The 18822-nt window shown below is 59.7% G+C and carries 12 protein-coding genes; all 12 read left to right on the forward strand.

Annotated features, from left to right (window positions below):
* Positions 1–97: 97 nt before the first annotated feature.
* Positions 98–1615 (forward strand): sugar ABC transporter ATP-binding protein, encoded by a 1518-nt coding sequence (locus SK3146_RS25240; RefSeq protein ID WP_249861357.1) that lies wholly within the window; start codon positions 98–100, stop codon positions 1613–1615.
* Between the two features lie 24 nt (positions 1616–1639).
* A complete protein-coding gene (mglC, locus tag SK3146_RS25245) occupies positions 1640–2650 on the forward strand; it encodes a galactose/methyl galactoside ABC transporter permease MglC (RefSeq protein ID WP_249861358.1) in 1011 nt (336 codons plus the stop codon).
* Positions 2651–2946: 296 nt separating this feature from the next.
* Complete coding sequence (locus SK3146_RS25250) at positions 2947–3936, forward strand: TRM11 family SAM-dependent methyltransferase (protein ID WP_249861359.1); 990 nt, start codon at positions 2947–2949, stop codon at positions 3934–3936.
* 313 nt (positions 3937–4249) lie between these two features.
* A complete protein-coding gene (locus SK3146_RS25255) occupies positions 4250–5026 on the forward strand; it encodes a hypothetical protein (RefSeq protein WP_249861360.1) in 777 nt (258 codons plus the stop codon).
* A 197-nt stretch (positions 5027–5223) separates the two neighbouring features.
* A complete protein-coding gene (locus tag SK3146_RS25260; RefSeq protein WP_249861361.1) occupies positions 5224–7233 on the forward strand; it encodes a dihydroorotate dehydrogenase in 2010 nt (669 codons plus the stop codon).
* Positions 7234–7286: 53 nt separating this feature from the next.
* Positions 7287–8726 (forward strand): SWIM zinc finger family protein, encoded by a 1440-nt coding sequence (locus SK3146_RS25265; RefSeq protein ID WP_249861362.1) that lies wholly within the window; start codon positions 7287–7289, stop codon positions 8724–8726.
* Positions 8727–8756: 30 nt separating this feature from the next.
* Positions 8757–10586 (forward strand): hypothetical protein, encoded by a 1830-nt coding sequence (locus SK3146_RS25270; protein ID WP_249861363.1) that lies wholly within the window; start codon positions 8757–8759, stop codon positions 10584–10586.
* A 49-nt stretch (positions 10587–10635) separates the two neighbouring features.
* On the forward strand, positions 10636–11727 hold the full coding sequence (locus tag SK3146_RS25275; protein WP_249861364.1) for an AAA family ATPase: 1092 nt from the start codon (positions 10636–10638) through the stop codon (positions 11725–11727).
* The gene (locus SK3146_RS25280) at positions 11706–14075 is read left to right on the forward strand and encodes a DUF5682 family protein (protein ID WP_249861365.1); all 2370 of its coding nucleotides are present in this window, start codon (positions 11706–11708) and stop codon (positions 14073–14075) included. The genes SK3146_RS25275 and SK3146_RS25280 overlap by 22 nt, the downstream gene beginning before the upstream one ends.
* Positions 14076–14078: 3 nt before the next feature.
* Positions 14079–15311: a VWA domain-containing protein gene (locus SK3146_RS25285; protein WP_249861366.1), complete on the forward strand. Its 1233-nt coding sequence runs from the start codon at positions 14079–14081 to the stop codon at positions 15309–15311.
* A gap of 664 nt (positions 15312–15975) precedes the next feature.
* Positions 15976–17427 carry an RtcB family protein gene (locus SK3146_RS25290; RefSeq protein WP_249861367.1) on the forward strand — a complete coding sequence of 484 codons (1452 nt, stop codon included), beginning with the start codon at positions 15976–15978 and terminating at the stop codon, positions 17425–17427.
* 4 nt (positions 17428–17431) lie between these two features.
* A complete protein-coding gene (locus tag SK3146_RS25295) occupies positions 17432–18766 on the forward strand; it encodes an AAA family ATPase (RefSeq protein ID WP_249861368.1) in 1335 nt (444 codons plus the stop codon).
* Positions 18767–18822: the final 56 nt, after the last annotated feature.

Consider the following 18822-nt stretch of genomic DNA (forward strand, 5'->3'; position numbering starts at 1 on the left):
ACCATGATGCGCCGAAGAAACTGCGGCAATACAAGGCAAGGGCAATGACTGCTTTCGTCGTACCCTTGCTTTCTTTTTTTCCGAAAGGGGCGTTACCATGGCTGACCATGAATTTGTGCTTGAAATGAACGGCATTTGCAAACAATTCCCCGGCGTCAAGGCGCTCGACAATGTGACGCTGAAAGTCCGGCCCGGTACGGTTCATGCCCTGATGGGCGAGAACGGGGCCGGCAAATCGACGCTGATGAAATGCCTGTTCGGCATTTATACGCCGGATGCGGGCGAGATTTACTTGAACGGCGATAAGGTGGAGCTGAAAAACTCGAAGGACGCTCTCGATCACGGCGTATCGATGATTCATCAGGAGCTTCACCCTATTCCGCAGCGCAATGTGATGGAGAATATATGGCTCGGGCGTTTTCCTGCAAAAGGCTGGGGGCCTTTCCGATTGGTAGATCATAGAAAAATGCTGAACGATACGAAGCGGCTGTTCAAGGAGCTGGAGATGGATATCGATCCGCACGCTTTGGCCGGTTCCATGTCGGTTTCCAAGCTGCAATCGCTGGAAATCGCCAAGGCCGTATCGTATCACTCGGGCGTCATCATCATGGACGAACCGACCTCGTCTCTGACGGGCAACGAAGTCGAGGCGCTGTTCAAAATTATCGGGCAGCTCAAAAGCCGCGGCGTCGCTATCATCTACATTTCACATAAAATGGAGGAAATATTGCGCATATCCGATGAAGTGACGATTATGCGCGACGGCAAGCTGATCGGCACGTGGGCGGCTTCGGAGCTGACGACCGATCTGATCATTACGCGCATGGTGGGGCGCGACCTCAGCCAGCGGTTTCCGGAGCGGACGAACGTACCCGGCGGCGTCTTGCTGAAGGTGGAAGGGCTGACTTCTCCGGCGGCGAAGTCGTTCAAGGATATTTCCTTCGAACTGCGCCAAGGCGAAGTGCTAGGGCTCGGCGGTCTGGTCGGCGCTCAGCGCACCGAGCTGATCGAAGCGCTGTTCGGACTGCGGGCCGTATCGTCGGGAACGATCACGCTGCGCGGCAAGCCGGTCAAATTCAAGAAGCCGCAGGCGGCGAAGCAGCATAAAATCGCGCTGTTAACGGAAGAGAGGCGGGTCACGGGCATTTTTCCGGTGCTGTCGATTCAAGAGAATGCGGCGATCGCCAATCTCGACCGGTACTTGAACCCGTTCTTCCTGCTGAACGAGAGGAAGATGAAAGCGGAAGCGGAACGCAGCGTTGAGCAGCTTCGGGTCAAGACGCCATCGGTCAAAACGCTGATCAAAAATTTATCCGGAGGCAATCAGCAGAAGGTGCTGCTGGCTCGCTGGCTGCTGACCGAGCCGGACATTTTATTGCTGGACGAACCGACGCGGGGGATCGACGTCGGGGCGAAGTACGAAATTTATTCGATTATCGCCGACCTTGCCAGGCAGGGCAAAAGCATTATTATGATTTCGTCGGAAATGCCGGAGCTGTTAGGAATGTCCGACCGCATCATGGTCATGTGCGAAGGGCGGCTGTCCGGCATCGTCGAAGGGGAGAAAGCGACAGAAGAAGAGATCATGCGCCTTGCGACCAAATATATGGTGTAGGGCTTCTCACGGGAGGATTCACACATGAACACGAAATCAGTAAGCAACTTTTTAACGCAGAACGCGATCTACATGGTCTTGATCGTCCTTGTAATCGGGATCGCCGTCTCGGACCCGCGATTTCTGTCGATAGATATTTTGCGCGATATTTTGCTGCAAAATTCCACCAGAGCCATCATTGCGCTCGGTATGGCGTTCATCCTGATCACGGGAGGAACGGACCTCTCCGCCGGCCGCGTCGTCGGGCTGACGGCGGTGCTGTCCGCTTCGATGCTGCAAATATCGGATTATCCGCGCCGCTTTTTCCCGGATATGCCGGATTTGCCTTTATGGGCGCCGATCGTGATCGGCATTCTCGCCGGCTTGCTCGTCGGATTGCTGAACGGCTGGATCGTCTCGCGGCTTAGCGTGCCGCCCTTCATCGCCACGCTGGGAACGATGGTTATCGTGTACGGCGCGAACTCGATTTACTTCGACCTCAAGCCGAACGAATCCCAGCCTATCGCCGGCTTGCGCAAGGACTTCACCAATATCGGCACCGGCTTCTTCGGGCCGAACGGCTCTTATTCCATCCCTTATATCGTCATTATCGCCATCATCGTCGCGCTGATCGTATGGGTTGTATTCAACAAGACGCGGCTCGGCAAAAATATGTACGCCATCGGCGGCAACATCCAGGCGGCCACGGTTTCGGGCATTAACGTCAAGCGCAACCTGCTGTACATTTACGCATTTGCCGGATCGCTGTACGGCTTGGGCGGCGTATTGGAAGCGGCCAGAACCGGCGGCGCGACCAACAACTACGGCAATATGTATGAGCTGGACGCGATCGCGGCCTGCGTCGTCGGCGGCGTATCGACGGCGGGCGGCATCGGCACGGTGCCGGGCGTGCTCGTCGGCGTGCTGATCTTCGGCGTCATCAACTACGGCCTGACCTTTATCGGCGTCAGCCCGTATTGGCAGCTGATTATTAAAGGGCTGATCATCGTAGCGGCCGTCGCGTTCGATATCCGCAAATATTTGGCCAAAAAATAGAAGCTCGGCACGGCATCATTCGGAGGGAGGGGCGGCGGACAAAATCGCTGTCTCGTCCCTTTGCTGCTTATGAACGTCCCGAACGGGAGGAGTTGGAACAGCGAGCGGAAACTTCTATCGACCGCAGGACACGACTCAATGACCGCACTTCTAAATGACATGGCGGCAAACGCGGGGAGGGTGGACAAGGCGTCCTTAGGGTGAGACAATGAGGTAACTTGGGGCGCGGCGTATCCAGAAAAGCGAGGGCCGTGCCGCAAGGGGACTTTAAACACGCAAGGACGGATGAGAGCTTGATGAAGCAGCAATCGGCGCGGCTTCCGCAGCCGCTGTATGTATATAGTTACGTTTGTCATGAAAGTGAACAAGCTTTATGCGCAATGGAGCTGCGCGCGCTGTTCGGCAACGATGCCGGGACAGGGGGAGCAGGCTATCTGTTCAGCTCCAAGGCGGTCGAGCCGAGCCGCAGTCCGTTTATTAAGCTGAGGCTGGATGTGCTCTGCGAGGAAGACAGCCTGGAGAAGCTGGCGGAACGGGCGGGGGAAGTGCGGCTTACGGACGAAACGTTCAAGGCCGAGTTCGTGGAAACCGGCGATGCTCCGGTTTATGAAGAGCGGCGGGCGATCGAGCGGCTCGTCGGCTCGCGGATTCGCGGCAAGGCCGAGATGCGCAGGCCGCAGCGCCGGTTCGGCATCGCCTGCGCGGACGGCCGTTGGCTGTTCGGCGACATCGTCAAGGGCGAGGCCGTATGGCTGCGGCATAACGAGAAGCCGCAGCAATATTCGACGGCGCTCGGCACGCGGGTTGCCAGAGCCGTCGCCAACATCGCCGTTCCCGAGCCGCGAGGCGTCCGGGCGATCGACCCGTGCTGCGGCATCGGCACGGTGCTGCTCGAAGCGGTGTCGATGGGCATCGACATGACGGGTAGCGATATCAATCCGCTTGCCGTGCGCGGAGCCCGGAGAAATCTCGCTCATTTCGGATTCGACGCGAGGGTGTCGGTCGGCAGCATCCACGCGATCGCAGGACGCTACGATGCGGCCGTGCTCGATCTGCCGTATAATCTGTGCTCGGTACTGTCCGCGGAGGAGCGGCTGGCTATGCTGGAGAGCGCCCGCCGCCTGGCTGCCAGAGTCGTTGTCATCGCGACGGATGCGATCGACGATGCCATCGCCGCGGCGGGGCTTGTTACGGTCGACCGATGCGAAGTGAGCAAAGGAGCTTTTGTCCGGCATATTATGCTGTGCGCGGACGACATGAGCGGGCCTCACGCTGCCAAGACCTAGCGTAAGGTTAAGAAAAGATCCGGGCAAAACCGTCAGCATTCACCATGGATCGCAGCAGGATTCCGGCGCTGCAAGACGTTGATATGCTTCTTATTGCGCTAATAGGTTCTTTTCGGGAGAAATATTATTTTCCCGGAAAGAGCCTTTTTCGCTTTGGCGTATGGCATGCATGAGCATGCCTGCACATATACTGGCATGGAGACAAGCTCGAGGCATTCGGGCCGCTTCATTTACAGGACCCGGCAAGGCGCAAGCGAGCGCGAAAGCCGGACCGGAGGGGCAAGGAAGAACAGGATAACCCAAGGAGGTCGTCATGTATAAGGGTACAAAGCTGCGCCCGTTCAATATGTTTGCTTGTCTGGCCGTCATTGCCGTTAACGCATTGGCGCAGATACATCCTCTGGGCGGACTTGCGACCGGAGAAATTTCCGCGATGTTTCCCGTTCAAATTACGCCTGCGCCGTACGCCTTTTCCATATGGGGACTTATTTATGCGCTTTTGCTCGGCTACGCCATTCTACAGCTCATTCCCGGACAAAGGGAGCAGGACGAGGTTCGGGCCATCGGTCCGTGGTTTGTCGTGAGCTGTTTTTTCAATATAAGCTGGCTTTTCTTATGGCAGTGCTTGTTCATCTCATCCTCGCTATTCGTCATGCTCGGCCTGCTGCTTTCCTTGGCGGCGATTTATTGGAATACCCGGTATAAGGGCTGGTCTTCGAACCGCTGGATTCGCTTTCTGGTGCAGATGCCGTTCAGTCTTTATTTCGGATGGATTACGGCGGCCAGCCTGGCGAATGCGGCCGTCTTCCTGTACGCGCATCAGTGGGACGGCTTGGGGCTGCCCGAAACGTTCTGGACCGTCATCGGTCTGCTGATTGCCGGCTTGCTGAGTCTTCTGATCGGCTGCCGTTTTCACGATCCGTTTTATATGCTGGCGATCGTTTGGGCGATGAGCGCTATCGGGACGGCTAACCGGGACTATCCGGCGATCTTCTGCATGGCGTGGGTCTCTGCCGGATTGCTGCTGATCTACGCACTGCTGCTGTTGTATTCGCTGCTTACGCGGAAACACAAGATAAAAAGGAGATAAGCCGGCCGAAGGACTGCGGAATGCTATCTGGCAATAAGGCTGCTTCACGCACAGATTCGTCTGGCGCGGGGTGGCTTTTTTCCGCTGCGGCATCAGGGAAATAAGGCTGAAAAGTGCAACAAAAAGGGCGCAGGAGCGTTACATATAGTAATAAATGGTATAAAAACGATTTTGAAATGAAAGGGGGCTTCGGTTCCATGCCCGATTGGTCGTATCAAACGCTGTTTCGCCCGCTGCTGTTTCGGCTGCCTCCGAAGCTGGCTCGGGATTTGACTTTGCACGCGATGGGAGCCTTGGCCAAGCTGCCGGGAGGCCGCCTGCTCATACGCACGATGGGGCATATGGAGCCATCTCCCTTGTTGGAAAGCGAGCTGGCGGGAGTGCCTTTGCCATACCCGGTCGGCTTGTCGGGCGGGCTCGACCCGCGCGGCGTCGCCCATCGGGCGTTGGCTCAATTCGGCCTCGGCTTCATCGAGATCGGACCGGTGACCGTCCGCGAGCTCAAGGACAGCCGGACGATTCGCCGGGATATCCCGAACGAGGCGATCGTTTACCCGGACGCTGCGGCGAACCCGGGGCTGGATGCGACGCTCCGCAGACTGCAGCGCAAGCGGGGGCACCCGCTGCCGCTCATGCTGCGCATCCGCAGCATGCCGGGCAGCTCGCCTGCGCAAGCGCTGCAGGAAGAGCGGCGCTTGCTGGCGGAGCTGCGGCCTTATGCCGCGGCGTTCTACATCGAAGCGCCGGACCCCGGCTGGCCGCTGCAGGAGAGCCTCGCGCACCTGCAAGCGATCGCGGCGTCGGCCGAGCGGCTGCCGCAGGATGCCCGGCAGGCGGATGCAGCGCCGCCGCTGCTGCTGTATGCGCCGCCCGATTATCCGCAGGAGCGGCTCGCGCAGCTGCTCCACGGCATTCGGTCTGCGCCGGGACCGTGGGCCGGCGTCGTGATCGGCGACGCCGCCTGCGGGGAAGGCGGCGCTATCGTCGGCCGCGCGTGCCGGGATGCGGCGGCCGAGCGGGTCGCCTTGCTCCGCGAGCTGGGCGGGCCGGAGATGAAGATCGTCGCCGGCGGCGGCGTCCACGAGCCGGAAGACGCGCTGGAGCTGAGACGGGCGGGAGCGGACTTCGTGCAGCTGCACAGCGGTCTTGTCTACGCGGGGCCGGGCCTCGCCAAGCGCATTAACGAAGCGATTCTATACGAGACGCTCCGCGCGTCCGAAGCCCCCGCGCCGCCTTCGTTCTGGCACGGCTGGGGCTGGATGTGTCTGCTCGGACTCGGCATGATCGTCGGCGGCGTGCTCGCCTGGATCATTGCGGCGACGACCGTCGTACTTCCTTATGATACGGCTTTCCTGGGGATGGAGCCCGCAGCCTTGACTCAGGCCAATCCGTACCTGCTCGGCTTTATGTCGCATGACAGGGTTACGCTGGCCGGTACGATGATTTCTATCGGCATTATATATGGGCAGCTGGCTTATCATGGGCTGGGCAAGGGGCTGCATTGGGCCAAAACCGCGTTGACGACCTCCTGCATCGTCGGCTTCAGCAGCTTTTTCCTATACTTGGGCTACGGTTACTTCGATCCGCTTCATGCGTCGGCGGCAGCGATATTGCTGCCGATGTTCATCTTGTCGATGCGCAGGCAGGAGGACCTCCCGCCCCGGGAAAGACCGAATCTGCTTAACGACCGGATATGGCGGCGCGCTCAATGGGGACAGCTGATGATGGTCTCCCTCGGCTTGGCGCTTGCTATCGGCGGACTCGTCATCTCCTTTGTAGGCGTCACCGCCGTTTTCGTGCCCGAGGATTTGCAATATTTATGCGCCACGCCCGAGATGCTGGCCGCAATTAACGATAAGCTTCTTCCGCTGATCGCGCACGACCGCGCCGGGTTCGGAGGAGCGCTGTTCGCCGATGCGTTAGCTCTGCTGGCCGCGGCGTTATGGGGAATCCGGCAGGGGAGCCGCTGGCTGTGGTGGACGTTTTTGCTCGGCGGGCTTCCGGGGTTCTTGGCCGGCTTCAGCGTGCATCAGCAAATCGGTTACACGAATGCATGGCATTTGCTGCCCGCTTATTTCGCTTTTGCATTGTATGTGCTCGGTCTGCTCTTCTTATATCCTTATATGATGAGCCGGCAGGCCGGAAGTCCCGTCGATCAGCGTCAGCCGGGACCATCGGCGCACATAAAAAGGAAATCCATGACATAACGTGGAAAGTAGTAAAAGCAAGCCATTAATCGGAACGAACGAGAGGTACGCTTATGATCGACATTACCGAAACGTATGTGGACTCGTTGGCTCTGAACGCCGCCGCCGTCAAGAACGGCCGGGATCTTGCCAGAAAAAACAGCTTCCCCAAACTGTGCCGCTCCGAAGATCAAACGCTGCTTTTCGGTGAGTGCAAAGGGAGCGGCAAGGAACCGTACCGCTGTTCGGCGGATTACGCGAAGCCGGACAATCCGGTGTTTCGCTGTTCATGCCCGAGCCGCCAATTTCCGTGCAAGCATATTCTCGGCTTGCTGTACGCCTTTGCTTCCGGGGCTCCGTTTCAGACGGAACAAGTCCCTGAAGATGTAGCGGACAAGCGCGAAAAGGCGGAGAAACGCGAGGAGAAGAAGCAAGCGGCCGGGGCCGCGGGAACGGCTCCTTCCGCCGCCAAGCGCAAGACGAACAAGTCCGCGCTCGTCAAAAAAATAGCCAGCCAGCTGGAAGGCCTCGGTCTGCTCGATAAGCTGGTCAGGCAAATCACGCAGAGCGGATTGGCCGGAATCGATCCGAAGACGCTTCATATGCTGGAGGAGCAATCCAAGCAGCTCGGCAATTATTATCTTCCGGGCGCGCAGGCGGCGCTGCGGGAGCTGTTGCTGCTGCTGCAATCGGAGGAGAACAGGGAAGCGGTCTATACGGAAGCGATGGACCGGCTGACCGTGCTGTATGCTCTGGTCAGAAAAGGCAGGGAGCGTCTGGAGGCGCGCCAGGACGACCCGGAAGCGCCGATGGACGCGGCTTCCACGCTGGAGGAGCGGCTCGGCCATGCCTGGCAGCTGGCGGAGCTGCGCGAGCACGGCCGGGTGCTGCCCGAAGCGGAGCTGCTGCAGCTGGCGTTCCGCTCTTACGAGGACGAAGCCAGGGCCGAATATGTGGATGAAGGCTGGTGGGTTCATCTGCAATCGGGGGCCGTGTATCCGACGCGCAATTACAGGCCGGTGCGGGCTGCCAAGCGTATGAAAGAGGAAGATTCGACGGAGGCCGTGGTCAAGACAAGCGAATGCTTCGTCTACCCGGGAGAGATGAATCCGCGGATTCGCTGGGAGGCGGCCTTGTTCCGCGAGCCCGGGAGCGGCGATTACGCCAAGGTGCGCACGGCCGCTTGCCGTTCATTCGCCGAGGCGGTCAAAACGGCCAAAAATCATATGAAAAACCCGCTCGGGGAGAAGCGGCCGGTCATGCTGCTGCATGCGGCACGGCTGCACAAGGCGGACGGGACGTATGTGCTGGAGGACGACACAGGGAAGCGGCTTGCCTTGGGCGACGCGGATTGGTCCGGGCGGGGAAGCACGGAGCTGCTGCCGCTGCTGAAGGCGGAGCATACGGACAATCAGACGTTTCTTGTGATGATGAAGCATGATTTTCAGGAAAACCGGCTGCAGGTTCAGCCGCTCAGTCTAATAACGGATACGGGGGTCGTACGGCTCATTTGATATTGCCATTCAGGAAAGGAGGCTCGCTTGATGAGCATACAACTGCTGCAAGAGTTACATAGCGAGGTTCGGCGGCTGTTCATAGCCGGCAGCGCCCTGGCGGCCGGGGACGTGCGGCTCGACAAGCTCAGGCCCCGGCTTGAGGCGCTGGGCGAGCATGCTCCGGTATTTCATCGCCTGGCCCGATTGGTGGAGCAGCTGACGGAAGCGTCCGGGGACGAAGCGCCGCCGAAGCTGCTTGAGCTGGGAACGCTGCTCCATGCGGTCATGTATACGCAAGGCAAGACGGATGCCGCCGGGGAAGCGGTGCCGATTCGGACGGTGGACACTTCTTGCTATACGGGAGTTTCGTACCGCAAGCTGCGGGCGGCAACCGAGGCGTTGACGCAGAAAGGTCCGGGCAGGCTGGAAGCGATACGAACGGCCTATGAAGAGGGCGTGTTCCGGGATATCCGGACCATCGTCCCCGCCGTTTCCGCTCTGGATGAGACGAATTCCGAAATCGCCGAATATGTGACGGAATATGTCGTTCCCGCCTTGGGGGAGCAGGCGCTGCCTGTTCTGAAAAGCCAATTCGACGTGCAGGCGGGCAAAGGAGCCGTTCGCCGGCTGCAGCATATTCACCGGATCGCGGGTATGAAGGAGAAGACTTTGTACTTGCAGGCGATGACCGAAGGCTCGCTGGAAGTACGGGCGGCCGCAATCAAGCTGCTGGGAGTGTATCCCGAATGCGAGGCCGTCCTGTTGGAGCAATCGCTCGATAAAAAGAAGGAAATACGCCGCGCGGCCTACTTCGCGCTGGCGGAGCTGGCAAGCGGCGCAGCTGCGGATCGGCTGTATCAGGCTTTTTTGGGCAAAGACCGCGACAATGCGATCGATCCGATCCAAAGCTGCGAATCCAAGTCGCTGACCGAACGGCTGGTGTCTTTTGCCGAAGCGCAGCTGCCGTCGCTTGCCCAAGCCGAGGCTGCAGAGCAAGCGATTGCGGCACTGGAGGCGGCTGCTCAATGTATGGACGGGAAGACGCATCCGCAGATCGCCGATTTGTGGATGAGGCTCTTATCGGAGCCGGCGTTCGCCGGGAAGGAAGCCGATACGCTGCAGCGGGAAGCGGCCCGGCAGCTGCTCGCGATGGGACTCCCGGGTACCGACCGGTTCCTGCTGGCGCTTAGCGAACAGCGGGACCGCAAATGGATCGCTTACAGCTTTCAAGCCGCCGTGCGTACGCTGCCGCCGGGAGAAGTATACGATCGTTTCGCGCAAGCGTTCAAAGCGAAGGGCAAGCAGCAAGCCGCGGCCAAAGAGCTGCTGCATGCTTTCTATACGCTGACGGAGCCTGCTGGCTGGAGAGCGGCTGGCGAAGCGGCGTCTTACGGAACCGCATATGACGGAGCGGCATCGCTCGGAACGGCATCGCTCGGAGGGGCCGAGCGGGCGCTGCCAGCCGGGCCTGAATGGGATTCCAGGTGGGTGCATCTGTTCGCCGACATCAACGAAGAGGAGCTGGTTTGCCGCCTGGCGAGCGAGCCGGACGACAAAGTTACGTCCTACTTGCTGAAGCGCTGGGAGACGGCTCCCCAGTTGATGAAGCCGCGCACCGTATCGATCCTGGGAGCTTTGCTCAGACAGCGCTGCAAGGATGCCCCCGAGCTGATTATGCGCACCTTCGAGTTAACGAAGGCCAAGCAGATCTATTACCTGGACGACGAGAAGCTGGCGCTGCTTGCCGCTCTTCCCGCGGCGTACGCCGAGCGTGTGGCGCAATTCGCCGAAGCGCTGCCTTACGAAAGCTTGAAGCAGCAGGTAAGGGAATTGGCGGAGCGGATCAAAAGCCAAGAGAACAAGGCAGTAACCTACTGACGCCCCTCTGTACGGGACGTCGACACGATAAAGGAGTGGAGCGAAACGAATGGAACAACAACAAAATGTACTCAGGCTGCCGGCCGAACGATTGTTTCGGGAGGAGCTCGAAGCTTTGCGGCAGGCGGACCGCGATCCGAGACCTGCGGGCTGGAGATTGTCTCCGCGGGCGGTGCTGACCTTCATTACGGGAGGCCAGGCGGGCCAAGTCGAGATTACGCCGAAATACATCGGACATAAGCGTCTGGTGGAGATTGCGATCGCCACGCTGCTGACCGACCGCGCGCTGCTGCTCATCGGGGAGCCGGGAACGGCCAAATCGTGGCTGTCGGAAAATTTGACCGCGGCCATTCACGGCGATTCGTCCAAGGTCATTCAAGGCACGGCCGGAACGAGCGAGGAGCAAATCCGCTATTCCTGGAACTATGCCATGCTGCTGGCCAACGGGCCGAGCGACGACGCGCTGATCAAGAGTCCGATCTACCGCGCCATGGAATGCGGCGGCATCGCCCGGTTCGAGGAAATATCCCGCTGCGCGTCGGAAGTGCAGGATGCGCTCATCTCCATCCTGTCCGAGAAGACGATCTCGATTCCCGAGCTCGGACGCGAGCTGTCCGCATCCAGAGGCTTCTCGATCATCGCTACGGCCAATACCCGCGACCGGGGCGTCAACGATATGTCTGCCGCGCTCAAGCGGCGGTTCAATATTTTGGCGCTGCCTTCACCGGCGGACCTGGAGACGGAAGTCGAGATCGTGCGCAAGCGGGTGAGGGACATCGCGGCGAGCTACGAGCTGCAGGCGGAGCTGCCGCAGGAGGAAGCGGTGCGCAAGGTGGTCGCGATCTTCCGCGAGCTGCGCAGCGGCATGACGCTCGACGGCAAGGAGAAGGTGAAGCCGCCGAGCGGCGTCGTATCTACGGCCGAAGCGATCTCTCTGCTGACGAACAGCATGGCGCTTGCCGCCAGCTTCGGCACGGGAGAGGTCAGGGAGGAAGATATCGCCGCAGGCTTGCAGGGAGCTATTGTGAAGGATGAAGATCAAGATCGTGTCGTCTGGAAACAGTATTTGGAAAATGTCATGAAGAAGCGGGGATCGGAATGGCGAAGCCTATACAACGCATGCAAGGAGATGAACGATTGAACCGCGGCCACGGGCAGGTGCATGTATTCGGCATCCGCCATTTATCGCCTGCGGGAGCCTATGAGCTTCGGGCCTTCCTGGACGAAACGGAGCCCGAGCTCGTGCTGGTCGAAGGGCCGTCCGATGCAACCGAATGGATCGGACAAATGACTTCGCGCGGCGTCAATCCGCCTATCGCTATTCTGGCTTATACCGAGCAGCTGCCGGTGGAGACGCTCGTGTTCCCCTTGGCGGCCTACTCGCCGGAATACCAGGCGTTCGTCTGGGCGGCCGAGCGCGGGGCCAAGGCGGCGTTCATCGACTTGCCGTCGGATGCCGCCGTCACGCTTCACGGGCTGCGGAGAACGTCCGGGGACGGGGACGCAGAGCCAGAGCTTCAGGAGGAAGCTGGATTGGACCGAGACTCCGCGCGCAGAGCTTATTACGGCAAGCAGCGCTTGATCTACGACCGGCTCGCGGAGCTGTCCGGCGAAGCGGATTACGAAGCTTATTGGGAAAGACAGTTCGAGCATCCGCTGCAGCCCGGCGCTTACCGCCGGTCGCTTCTGGAATATTCGGGTCAAATCCGCGCCATGCTGGAGCAGGACGAATGGGCGTTCGATCCGCAGGAGGCGGCGTATAACGCGATTCGCGAAGCCTATATGCGCCGCAGCATAGCGGAAGCTATAGCGGCGGGCCACCCCGCGGAGCGGATCGTCGTCGTGACGGGAGCGCATCACGCCTCCGCTCTCGATAAGTCGCTGCCGATGATGACCGACGAGGAGCTGCAAGGGCTGCCGCGCCGTCCGACGAAGCTGACGCTAATGCCGTATTCCTACTACAAGCTGTCCTCGCATTCGGGGTACGGGGCGGGCAATCCGGCTCCCGCCTATTTCGAGCTGCTCTGGCATTGTCTGCGGCAGGGCGACATGGCGAAGCTGCCTTCGCTGTATTTGTCTTCCGTCGCGGCCCGGATGCGGGAGGAAGGCAATTCGCGCTCGACCGCGTCCGTCATCGAAGGGGTTCGGCTAGCCGAAGCGCTGGCTTCGCTGCACGGCGGAAGCCTGCCGACGAATAAAGATTTGCGCGATGCGGCGATCGTCTGCCTGGGCTTCGGAGAGCTGGCTCCCGTTGCCGAGGCGCTGGCGCGAACCGATATCGGGACGGCCATCGGCTCGCTGCCGGAAGGGATCAGCCAGACGTCGATTCAAGACGATATGAACCGCAATTTGAAGCGGCTGAAGCTGGATAAATACAAAACGGCGGTCGCAGCCGACCTGGAGCTGGATTTGCGGGAAAACCGGAGGGTGCAGTCGGCCGAAGCGGCCTTTCTCGATCTGCACCGCTCGACCTTTTTGCATCGGCTGGGGCTGCTGCAAATCGCCTTCGCCCGCAACAAAAAGGTAAGGCAGAACGCCGCTACCTGGGCGGAGCATTGGGTGCTCCAATGGACCCCGGAAGCGGAGATTCAGACGGTGGAATCCGTTCTGAAGGGCGAGACGATCGAGCTGGCCGCCGCCTTCGTCATTAAAGAGCGGCTGGAGCAATGCGCCGAGATCCGCGAAGCTTCCCGGATCATTCGCGCCGCGTACGAATGCGGTCTGCCCGACGCCATGGAGCAGGCGCGCCAAGAGCTGCAGCGGCTCGCGGTGGAGGCCGGCAGCGTGCCGCAGCTTGCGGCCGCGGCGGTCGAGCTGTCGGTGCTGATCCGCTACGGCGATCTGCGCAAGGTCGACACGTCGGCGCTGCTGCCGCTGCTTCAGCTGCTGTTCCTGCGCGGCGCGCTGCTGCTCGTCGATGCGGCCGGATGCAGCGACGAAGCCGCCGCAGGCATCGCGCAGGCGATGGGCGAGCTGCACGGGATCGCGCAGGAGCATTACGATCACGTGGACGATGCGCTGTGGCTGCGCCAGCTTCAGGCGCTCGCTTCGCGCGACGACCGCAACGCCAAGCTGTCCGGCCTGGCCTTTGCGCTGCTGCTGGAGCGCAATCAGCTCGGAAGCGAACAAGTGTCGCGCGAGGTGTCGCGACGGTTGTCTCCCGGCATTCCGGCCGACCTGGGAGCCGGCTGGTTCGAAGGGATGTCGATGCGCAACCGCTATGCGCTGCTCTCGCGAACGGGGCTATGGGAGCAGCTGGACGACTATATCCGTTCGCTGGAAGGCGCGGAGTTTCACCGTTCGCTCGTATTTCTGCGCCGAGCGTTCGGCTCGTTCGAAGCGCGGGAGAAGCAGCTGGTCGCCGAGATGCTCGGCGAGCTGTGGGGCATTGGCGGCGACCAGGCGGGAGAAATGCTGCAGCGACCGCTCAGCGAAGAGGAGAGAAGGATGCTGGATGAGCTTAATGATTACGACTTTGGAGATTTGTGAGCTATGACGATACAGGAACGGCAGGAACCAATGGAGCCGGCAGAGCGGTTAAAGCGCTGGCGTCTCATTCTCGGCGAAGCCGCCGAGGAGAAGCTGAGCGCATTCGGCGGCGGCGCCGGGCTGCTCGACGAAGAAGCGAGAATGATGGACGAGGCGCTGGCCGCCATCTACGATGAAACCGGCGACGGAGCCTTATCCGGCGCCAGTCCGGGAGGGAGCCGCAAGGCGGGACTCGGCGCCTCGTCCCCGAAGCTGGCCAAGTGGCTCGGGGATATCCGCAGCTTCTTCCCTTCGGATATCGTATCGATCATTCAGGCCGATGCGATCGAGCGCAAAGGGCTGAAGCAGCTGCTGTTCGAACCGGAGATGCTGGAGCAGGTGAAACCGGATATTCAGATGGTCGCTACCTTGATGGCGCTCCGCGGCAAAATTCCCGAGAAGACCAAAGATACGGCAAGACAGCTGGTCAAAGCCGTAGTCGACGAAATTATGAAGCGGATGGAAGAAGATATTCGCCGGGCCGTCACGGGGGCGTTGAACCGAAGGCGGCATTCCCCGCTGCCTTCGCTTTCGGGGATGGACTGGAAGCGGACCATCGCCAAAAATCTCAAGCATTACGACGAGCAGAGCAAGCGTTTGATTCCCGAGCGCTTTTACTTTTTCGACCGGGCCCGGCGGAGCAAGGAATGGACGGTTATTTTGGACATTGACCAGAGCGGGTCCATGGCCGATTCGGTCATCTATGCCTCGGTCATCGGCTCCGTGCTCGCCAGCTTGCCCGCGCTGGAGACGCGGGTCGTCGTCTTTGATACGGAAGTCGTCGATTTGAGCGAGCAGTGCGCGCAGGACCCGGTAGATATGCTGTTCGGCATTCAACTGGGCGGCGGCACCGACATTAACAAGTCGGTCGCTTACTGCGAGCCGTTCATCAAGGAGCCGCAGAAAACGCTGTTTATTCTCATCTCCGATTTGTACGAAGGCGGCAACGTATCGGCCTTCCTGCGGAGGATGGAGGAGATGCGGGCGGCCGGCGTCCAAGCGATGTGTCTGTTGGCTCTATCCGATCGGGGCGTTCCGTCTTACGACGAAGGCAATGCCAAGAAGCTGGCGCGAATGGGCATCCCCTGCTTCGGTTGTTCCCCGGACCGCCTTCCCGAGCTGATCGAGGGGGCCTTAAAGGGGCAAAACTTGCAGGCGCTGGCCGACAAGCTGGGCTCCGTCAAAAGCTATCAGTGATGACGCGCCGCAGAAATCAATAGAAATTTTTAATAAAATCAATAAATATTTTTTATTTAATCATTGACAAACGTTCCCTCTCGCGTATATCATAACCATATCATAAATCGAAAGGAGGCCGATGATCATGATCCGGCATACGTTCAATGCAGTTGTCTTGGAATTGAATAAGCAGATGAAGTCCATCGGCCTCGACGGCCGGGTGTCAGTTGGATAATCCCGGGAGCGGACGTTTTGTCGGTCTTTTTGAAGGACCTTGGGCAAGGCGGTTCGCTTTCCGGGATCGATGATCCATAATTTCTGTGACATGAACCGTGGGCTTCCGTTGGGAGCCTGCGGTTTTTTTGTTGTTTAGGAAATGATGCGCAGCCATTTCCTGTGGATATTCGGGGGCTCCCCCGAAAGTAATGTCTAACCATAGAACGATCCCGGCGGATTGGTTAGACGCCGATCCATCCGAAGCTGGATGCGGACGGAATAAGCTTCAGAGCATCACGTCACTACCCTGGAAATTACTCTTGGTACCCCATTTCCATTGTCTGTGGTGCCGCGTAGCGGCATGGATGGCTTTTGGGGGATTTGTTCTATGTACAGCGGAATCGCGAATGAAACCGCGCACCTGAAAAACAACTAATCAACGATGAGAGAGGAAAGACCTATAGATATGGAACGATTACTTCAAGACAATGAACAACGGCCGCAAGAGGCCTATTACCGCAAGGTGCAGCTCCCGGCGGGGGACCTGCACGTCTATGCCAGCGACTCCTTGTTCGCCGGACTGGATTATAAAGTGCTGGACATGGCCAACAACAATCTGCAAATTCCCGGCAACCGGTATATGAGCTACACGCCCGACGTGCACGTGGGGGTCGGGACCTGCATCGGCACGACGGCGATCTGGGATATGGCGGACGGTTACGTGTCGCCTTCCATCGTCGGCAGCGATATCGGCTGCGGCATGCGGCTGCATTTGACCAATCTGCATCGCGACGACCTGCGCGACGTCAAGCTGCGGCGCAAGCTCGTCAAAGCGATCGAGCGGCATCTGCCGGTGGAAGAGCAGGCGAGGGGGCATTTCTCGGATATCCGGCTCGATCATATCGTGCGCAAAGGACTGTCCGGGCTGCCGAAGAAATACGTTCCCGATGGGTATACGCCCCGCAAAGCGACTTCGCTGACCCGCGTGGAATGCGGCAAATTCGGCTTGGACGAATCGTATTTGGAGCGGCTGCCGGAGACGGTTTATCATCGTGCGCACCGGCAGCTCGGGACGCTCGGCAACGGCAATCATTTTGCCGAGATCCAGTACGTGGAAATCGACGAGGATCACAGAGACATCGCCGAGCAGTGGGGACTGTCGGATGGGCAGGTGGCCGTTATGATTCACTCGGGCTCCCGCGCCTGGGGCGGAGCGGTCAATCAATACTGCAGCAGCGAGATCGTCAAGATGATGAGCCGCCGCGGTCTCGGAACGGCCGATCCGAAGCTGCTGTTCGCCCCGTTGGACAGCGAGAGCGGGCAAATGTACGTGAACCTGATGTATTCGGCGCTGAACTACGCCGTCGTCAACCGCCACCTGATCGCGTATGCGATTCGCGAGGCGGGCCAGCAAGTGTTCGGCTCCAAGTTCGAAATGAGCACTCTGTACGATCTGATGCATAACTATGCTTGGGAAGAGAAGCATGGCAAGAATACGCTGTTCGTCCACCGCAAGGGGGCTACGAGGGCGCTGCCGCCGGGTCATCCCGACAATCCGGATGCCTATGCGGAAACGGGCCATCCCGCCTTGATCCCCGGGTCGATGGGCACCTCCTCCTATATTATGGTCGGCAAGCCCGGCGGCCAAAGCAATTATTACTCGATATGCCACGGCGCCGGCCGCATACGCTCCCGCAGCGCGACGAAGCGTCTGGTGACGATGGACCAATTCCGTTCGTCGATGCGCATCGGATCGGACGACGAGATTGTCGTCAACCAGCGGACGCTCGAATCGCTGATCGACGAATCGCCGCAGGCTTACAAGGATGTCGACCAAATCATCGACAGCGTCGTCGGAGCGGGCTTGGCCGGCGTCGTCGCCAAGTGCAAGCCGCTGGCCGCGGTCAAGGGGGTGTAGGCGCATGATTCCGATACGCACCGGTTCCCCGGCACGGGGAGCAATGCAGACCGGCGGCTTGCGGACAGCCTCTGCCAGCCTCGTTAGCCATAGAACGCCGCACAGCGCGCCGCCGCATCATGATGCGGCGCTTGCTATCGAGCGCATTCAAAGCATGCTGACCGAACGGTTCGGAGCCGAGTTTCAAATGTATGTGCAGGATGATTACGGCAATGAAATGTGGGAGATGCTGGAGGAGGATATCCGCTCGGGCAGCGAAGCGGCGGAGCATATGGCATCGATTTACGACAGCGTCGAAGCGAAATCGTTCTCTTACCGCGGGGAGCAGGCCGAAGCGGGATACCGCATTTTCGCTTCGATTCGCAACAACGTCTTCCTCTATCCGGCTTATCGGGTTGCGCTGGCGAGAGTACCCGTATTCCGGCAGCACGGAATCTTCGACGAGGAGTATATTTTTGCCGCCGATGACGATTGCATGGACCGCTTCCTCGCTTATATGCTTCTCAGGCAAAGGGAGAACGACCGGGAGCATGTGACGGTGATGACGGACGGCCCTAACGGCCTCGAACGCTCGCAGGAGCCGATCACCAGAGCGGTCGGCCGCGATGAAGTGATGATGGACGATCGGGTGAAGCAGGAAATTTACCGGTCGATCGACGAATTTTTCTCGCGCGACCGGCAGTTTTTTACGTCGTACGATATTCCCTACAAACGGGGCATATTGCTCTACGGCCGGCCCGGCAACGGCAAGACGACGCTGGTCAAATCGATTGCCGGAAGCGCGCGGGCTCCGGTCGCTTATTGGCAAATTACCGAGCATACCTGCAGCCAATCGATTCAGGATGTATTCGAATCCGCTCAGAAGATGGCTCCGATGGTGCTCGTCATCGAAGATATCGACTCGATGCCCGGGCTGGTCCGCTCGTTTTTCCTGAACACGCTCGACGGCGCGACGTCCAAGGAAGGCATCTTTCTGATCGGGACGACGAACTATCCGGAGAACATCGATCCGGCGCTGATGAACCGGGCCGGACGTTTTGACCGCGCATACGAGATCAGGCTGCCCGATGCGGCGCTGCGCCGCCGGTATCTGGAGCGCAAGCGGCTGGAACTTGTCGCGGGCGACGGGGCGGCGGAGAGGGCGGCCGCACTGACGGAAGGCTTCAGCTTTGCGCAGCTGAACGAGCTGTATGCTTCGGCGGCGCTGCAAAAGCATTACGAGCAGGAAGTGAAGCTCGAAGCGCTAATACAGAATATGAAGGCGGAGCTGAATAAAGCACGGACGCAGCAGTGGGTTGCGGAGCAGGCGGGAGCGAGAATGGGATTCGGCGCAGGATAGAAGAGCAGCGCCGCTGGTTGCGGGGTTGACCGTCGTTCTAAAAGCAGTGCAGCTCA

This window comes from Paenibacillus konkukensis (genome assembly GCF_023523925.1).
In the GTDB taxonomy this organism is placed as follows: Bacteria; Bacillota; Bacilli; order Paenibacillales; family NBRC-103111; genus Paenibacillus_S; species Paenibacillus_S doosanensis.

What these genes read in the sequence shown, in the direction of transcription:
- SK3146_RS25270 (WP_249861363.1), top strand. Translation starts at nt 8,757, where the DNA reads ATGAGCATACAACTGCTGCAAGAGTTACATAGCGAGGTTCGGCGGCTG.
- SK3146_RS25265 (WP_249861362.1), top strand. Translation starts at nt 7,287, where the DNA reads ATGATCGACATTACCGAAACGTATGTGGACTCGTTGGCTCTGAACGCC.
- SK3146_RS25295 (WP_249861368.1), top strand. Translation starts at nt 17,432, where the DNA reads ATGATTCCGATACGCACCGGTTCCCCGGCACGGGGAGCAATGCAGACC.
- SK3146_RS25250 (WP_249861359.1), top strand. Translation starts at nt 2,947, where the DNA reads ATGAAGCAGCAATCGGCGCGGCTTCCGCAGCCGCTGTATGTATATAGT.
- mglC (WP_249861358.1), top strand. Translation starts at nt 1,640, where the DNA reads ATGAACACGAAATCAGTAAGCAACTTTTTAACGCAGAACGCGATCTAC.
- SK3146_RS25255 (WP_249861360.1), top strand. Translation starts at nt 4,250, where the DNA reads ATGTATAAGGGTACAAAGCTGCGCCCGTTCAATATGTTTGCTTGTCTG.
- SK3146_RS25290 (WP_249861367.1), top strand. Translation starts at nt 15,976, where the DNA reads ATGGAACGATTACTTCAAGACAATGAACAACGGCCGCAAGAGGCCTAT.
- SK3146_RS25280 (WP_249861365.1), top strand. Translation starts at nt 11,706, where the DNA reads ATGCAAGGAGATGAACGATTGAACCGCGGCCACGGGCAGGTGCATGTA.
- SK3146_RS25285 (WP_249861366.1), top strand. Translation starts at nt 14,079, where the DNA reads ATGACGATACAGGAACGGCAGGAACCAATGGAGCCGGCAGAGCGGTTA.
- SK3146_RS25260 (WP_249861361.1), top strand. Translation starts at nt 5,224, where the DNA reads ATGCCCGATTGGTCGTATCAAACGCTGTTTCGCCCGCTGCTGTTTCGG.
- SK3146_RS25275 (WP_249861364.1), top strand. Translation starts at nt 10,636, where the DNA reads ATGGAACAACAACAAAATGTACTCAGGCTGCCGGCCGAACGATTGTTT.
- SK3146_RS25240 (WP_249861357.1), top strand. Translation starts at nt 98, where the DNA reads ATGGCTGACCATGAATTTGTGCTTGAAATGAACGGCATTTGCAAACAA.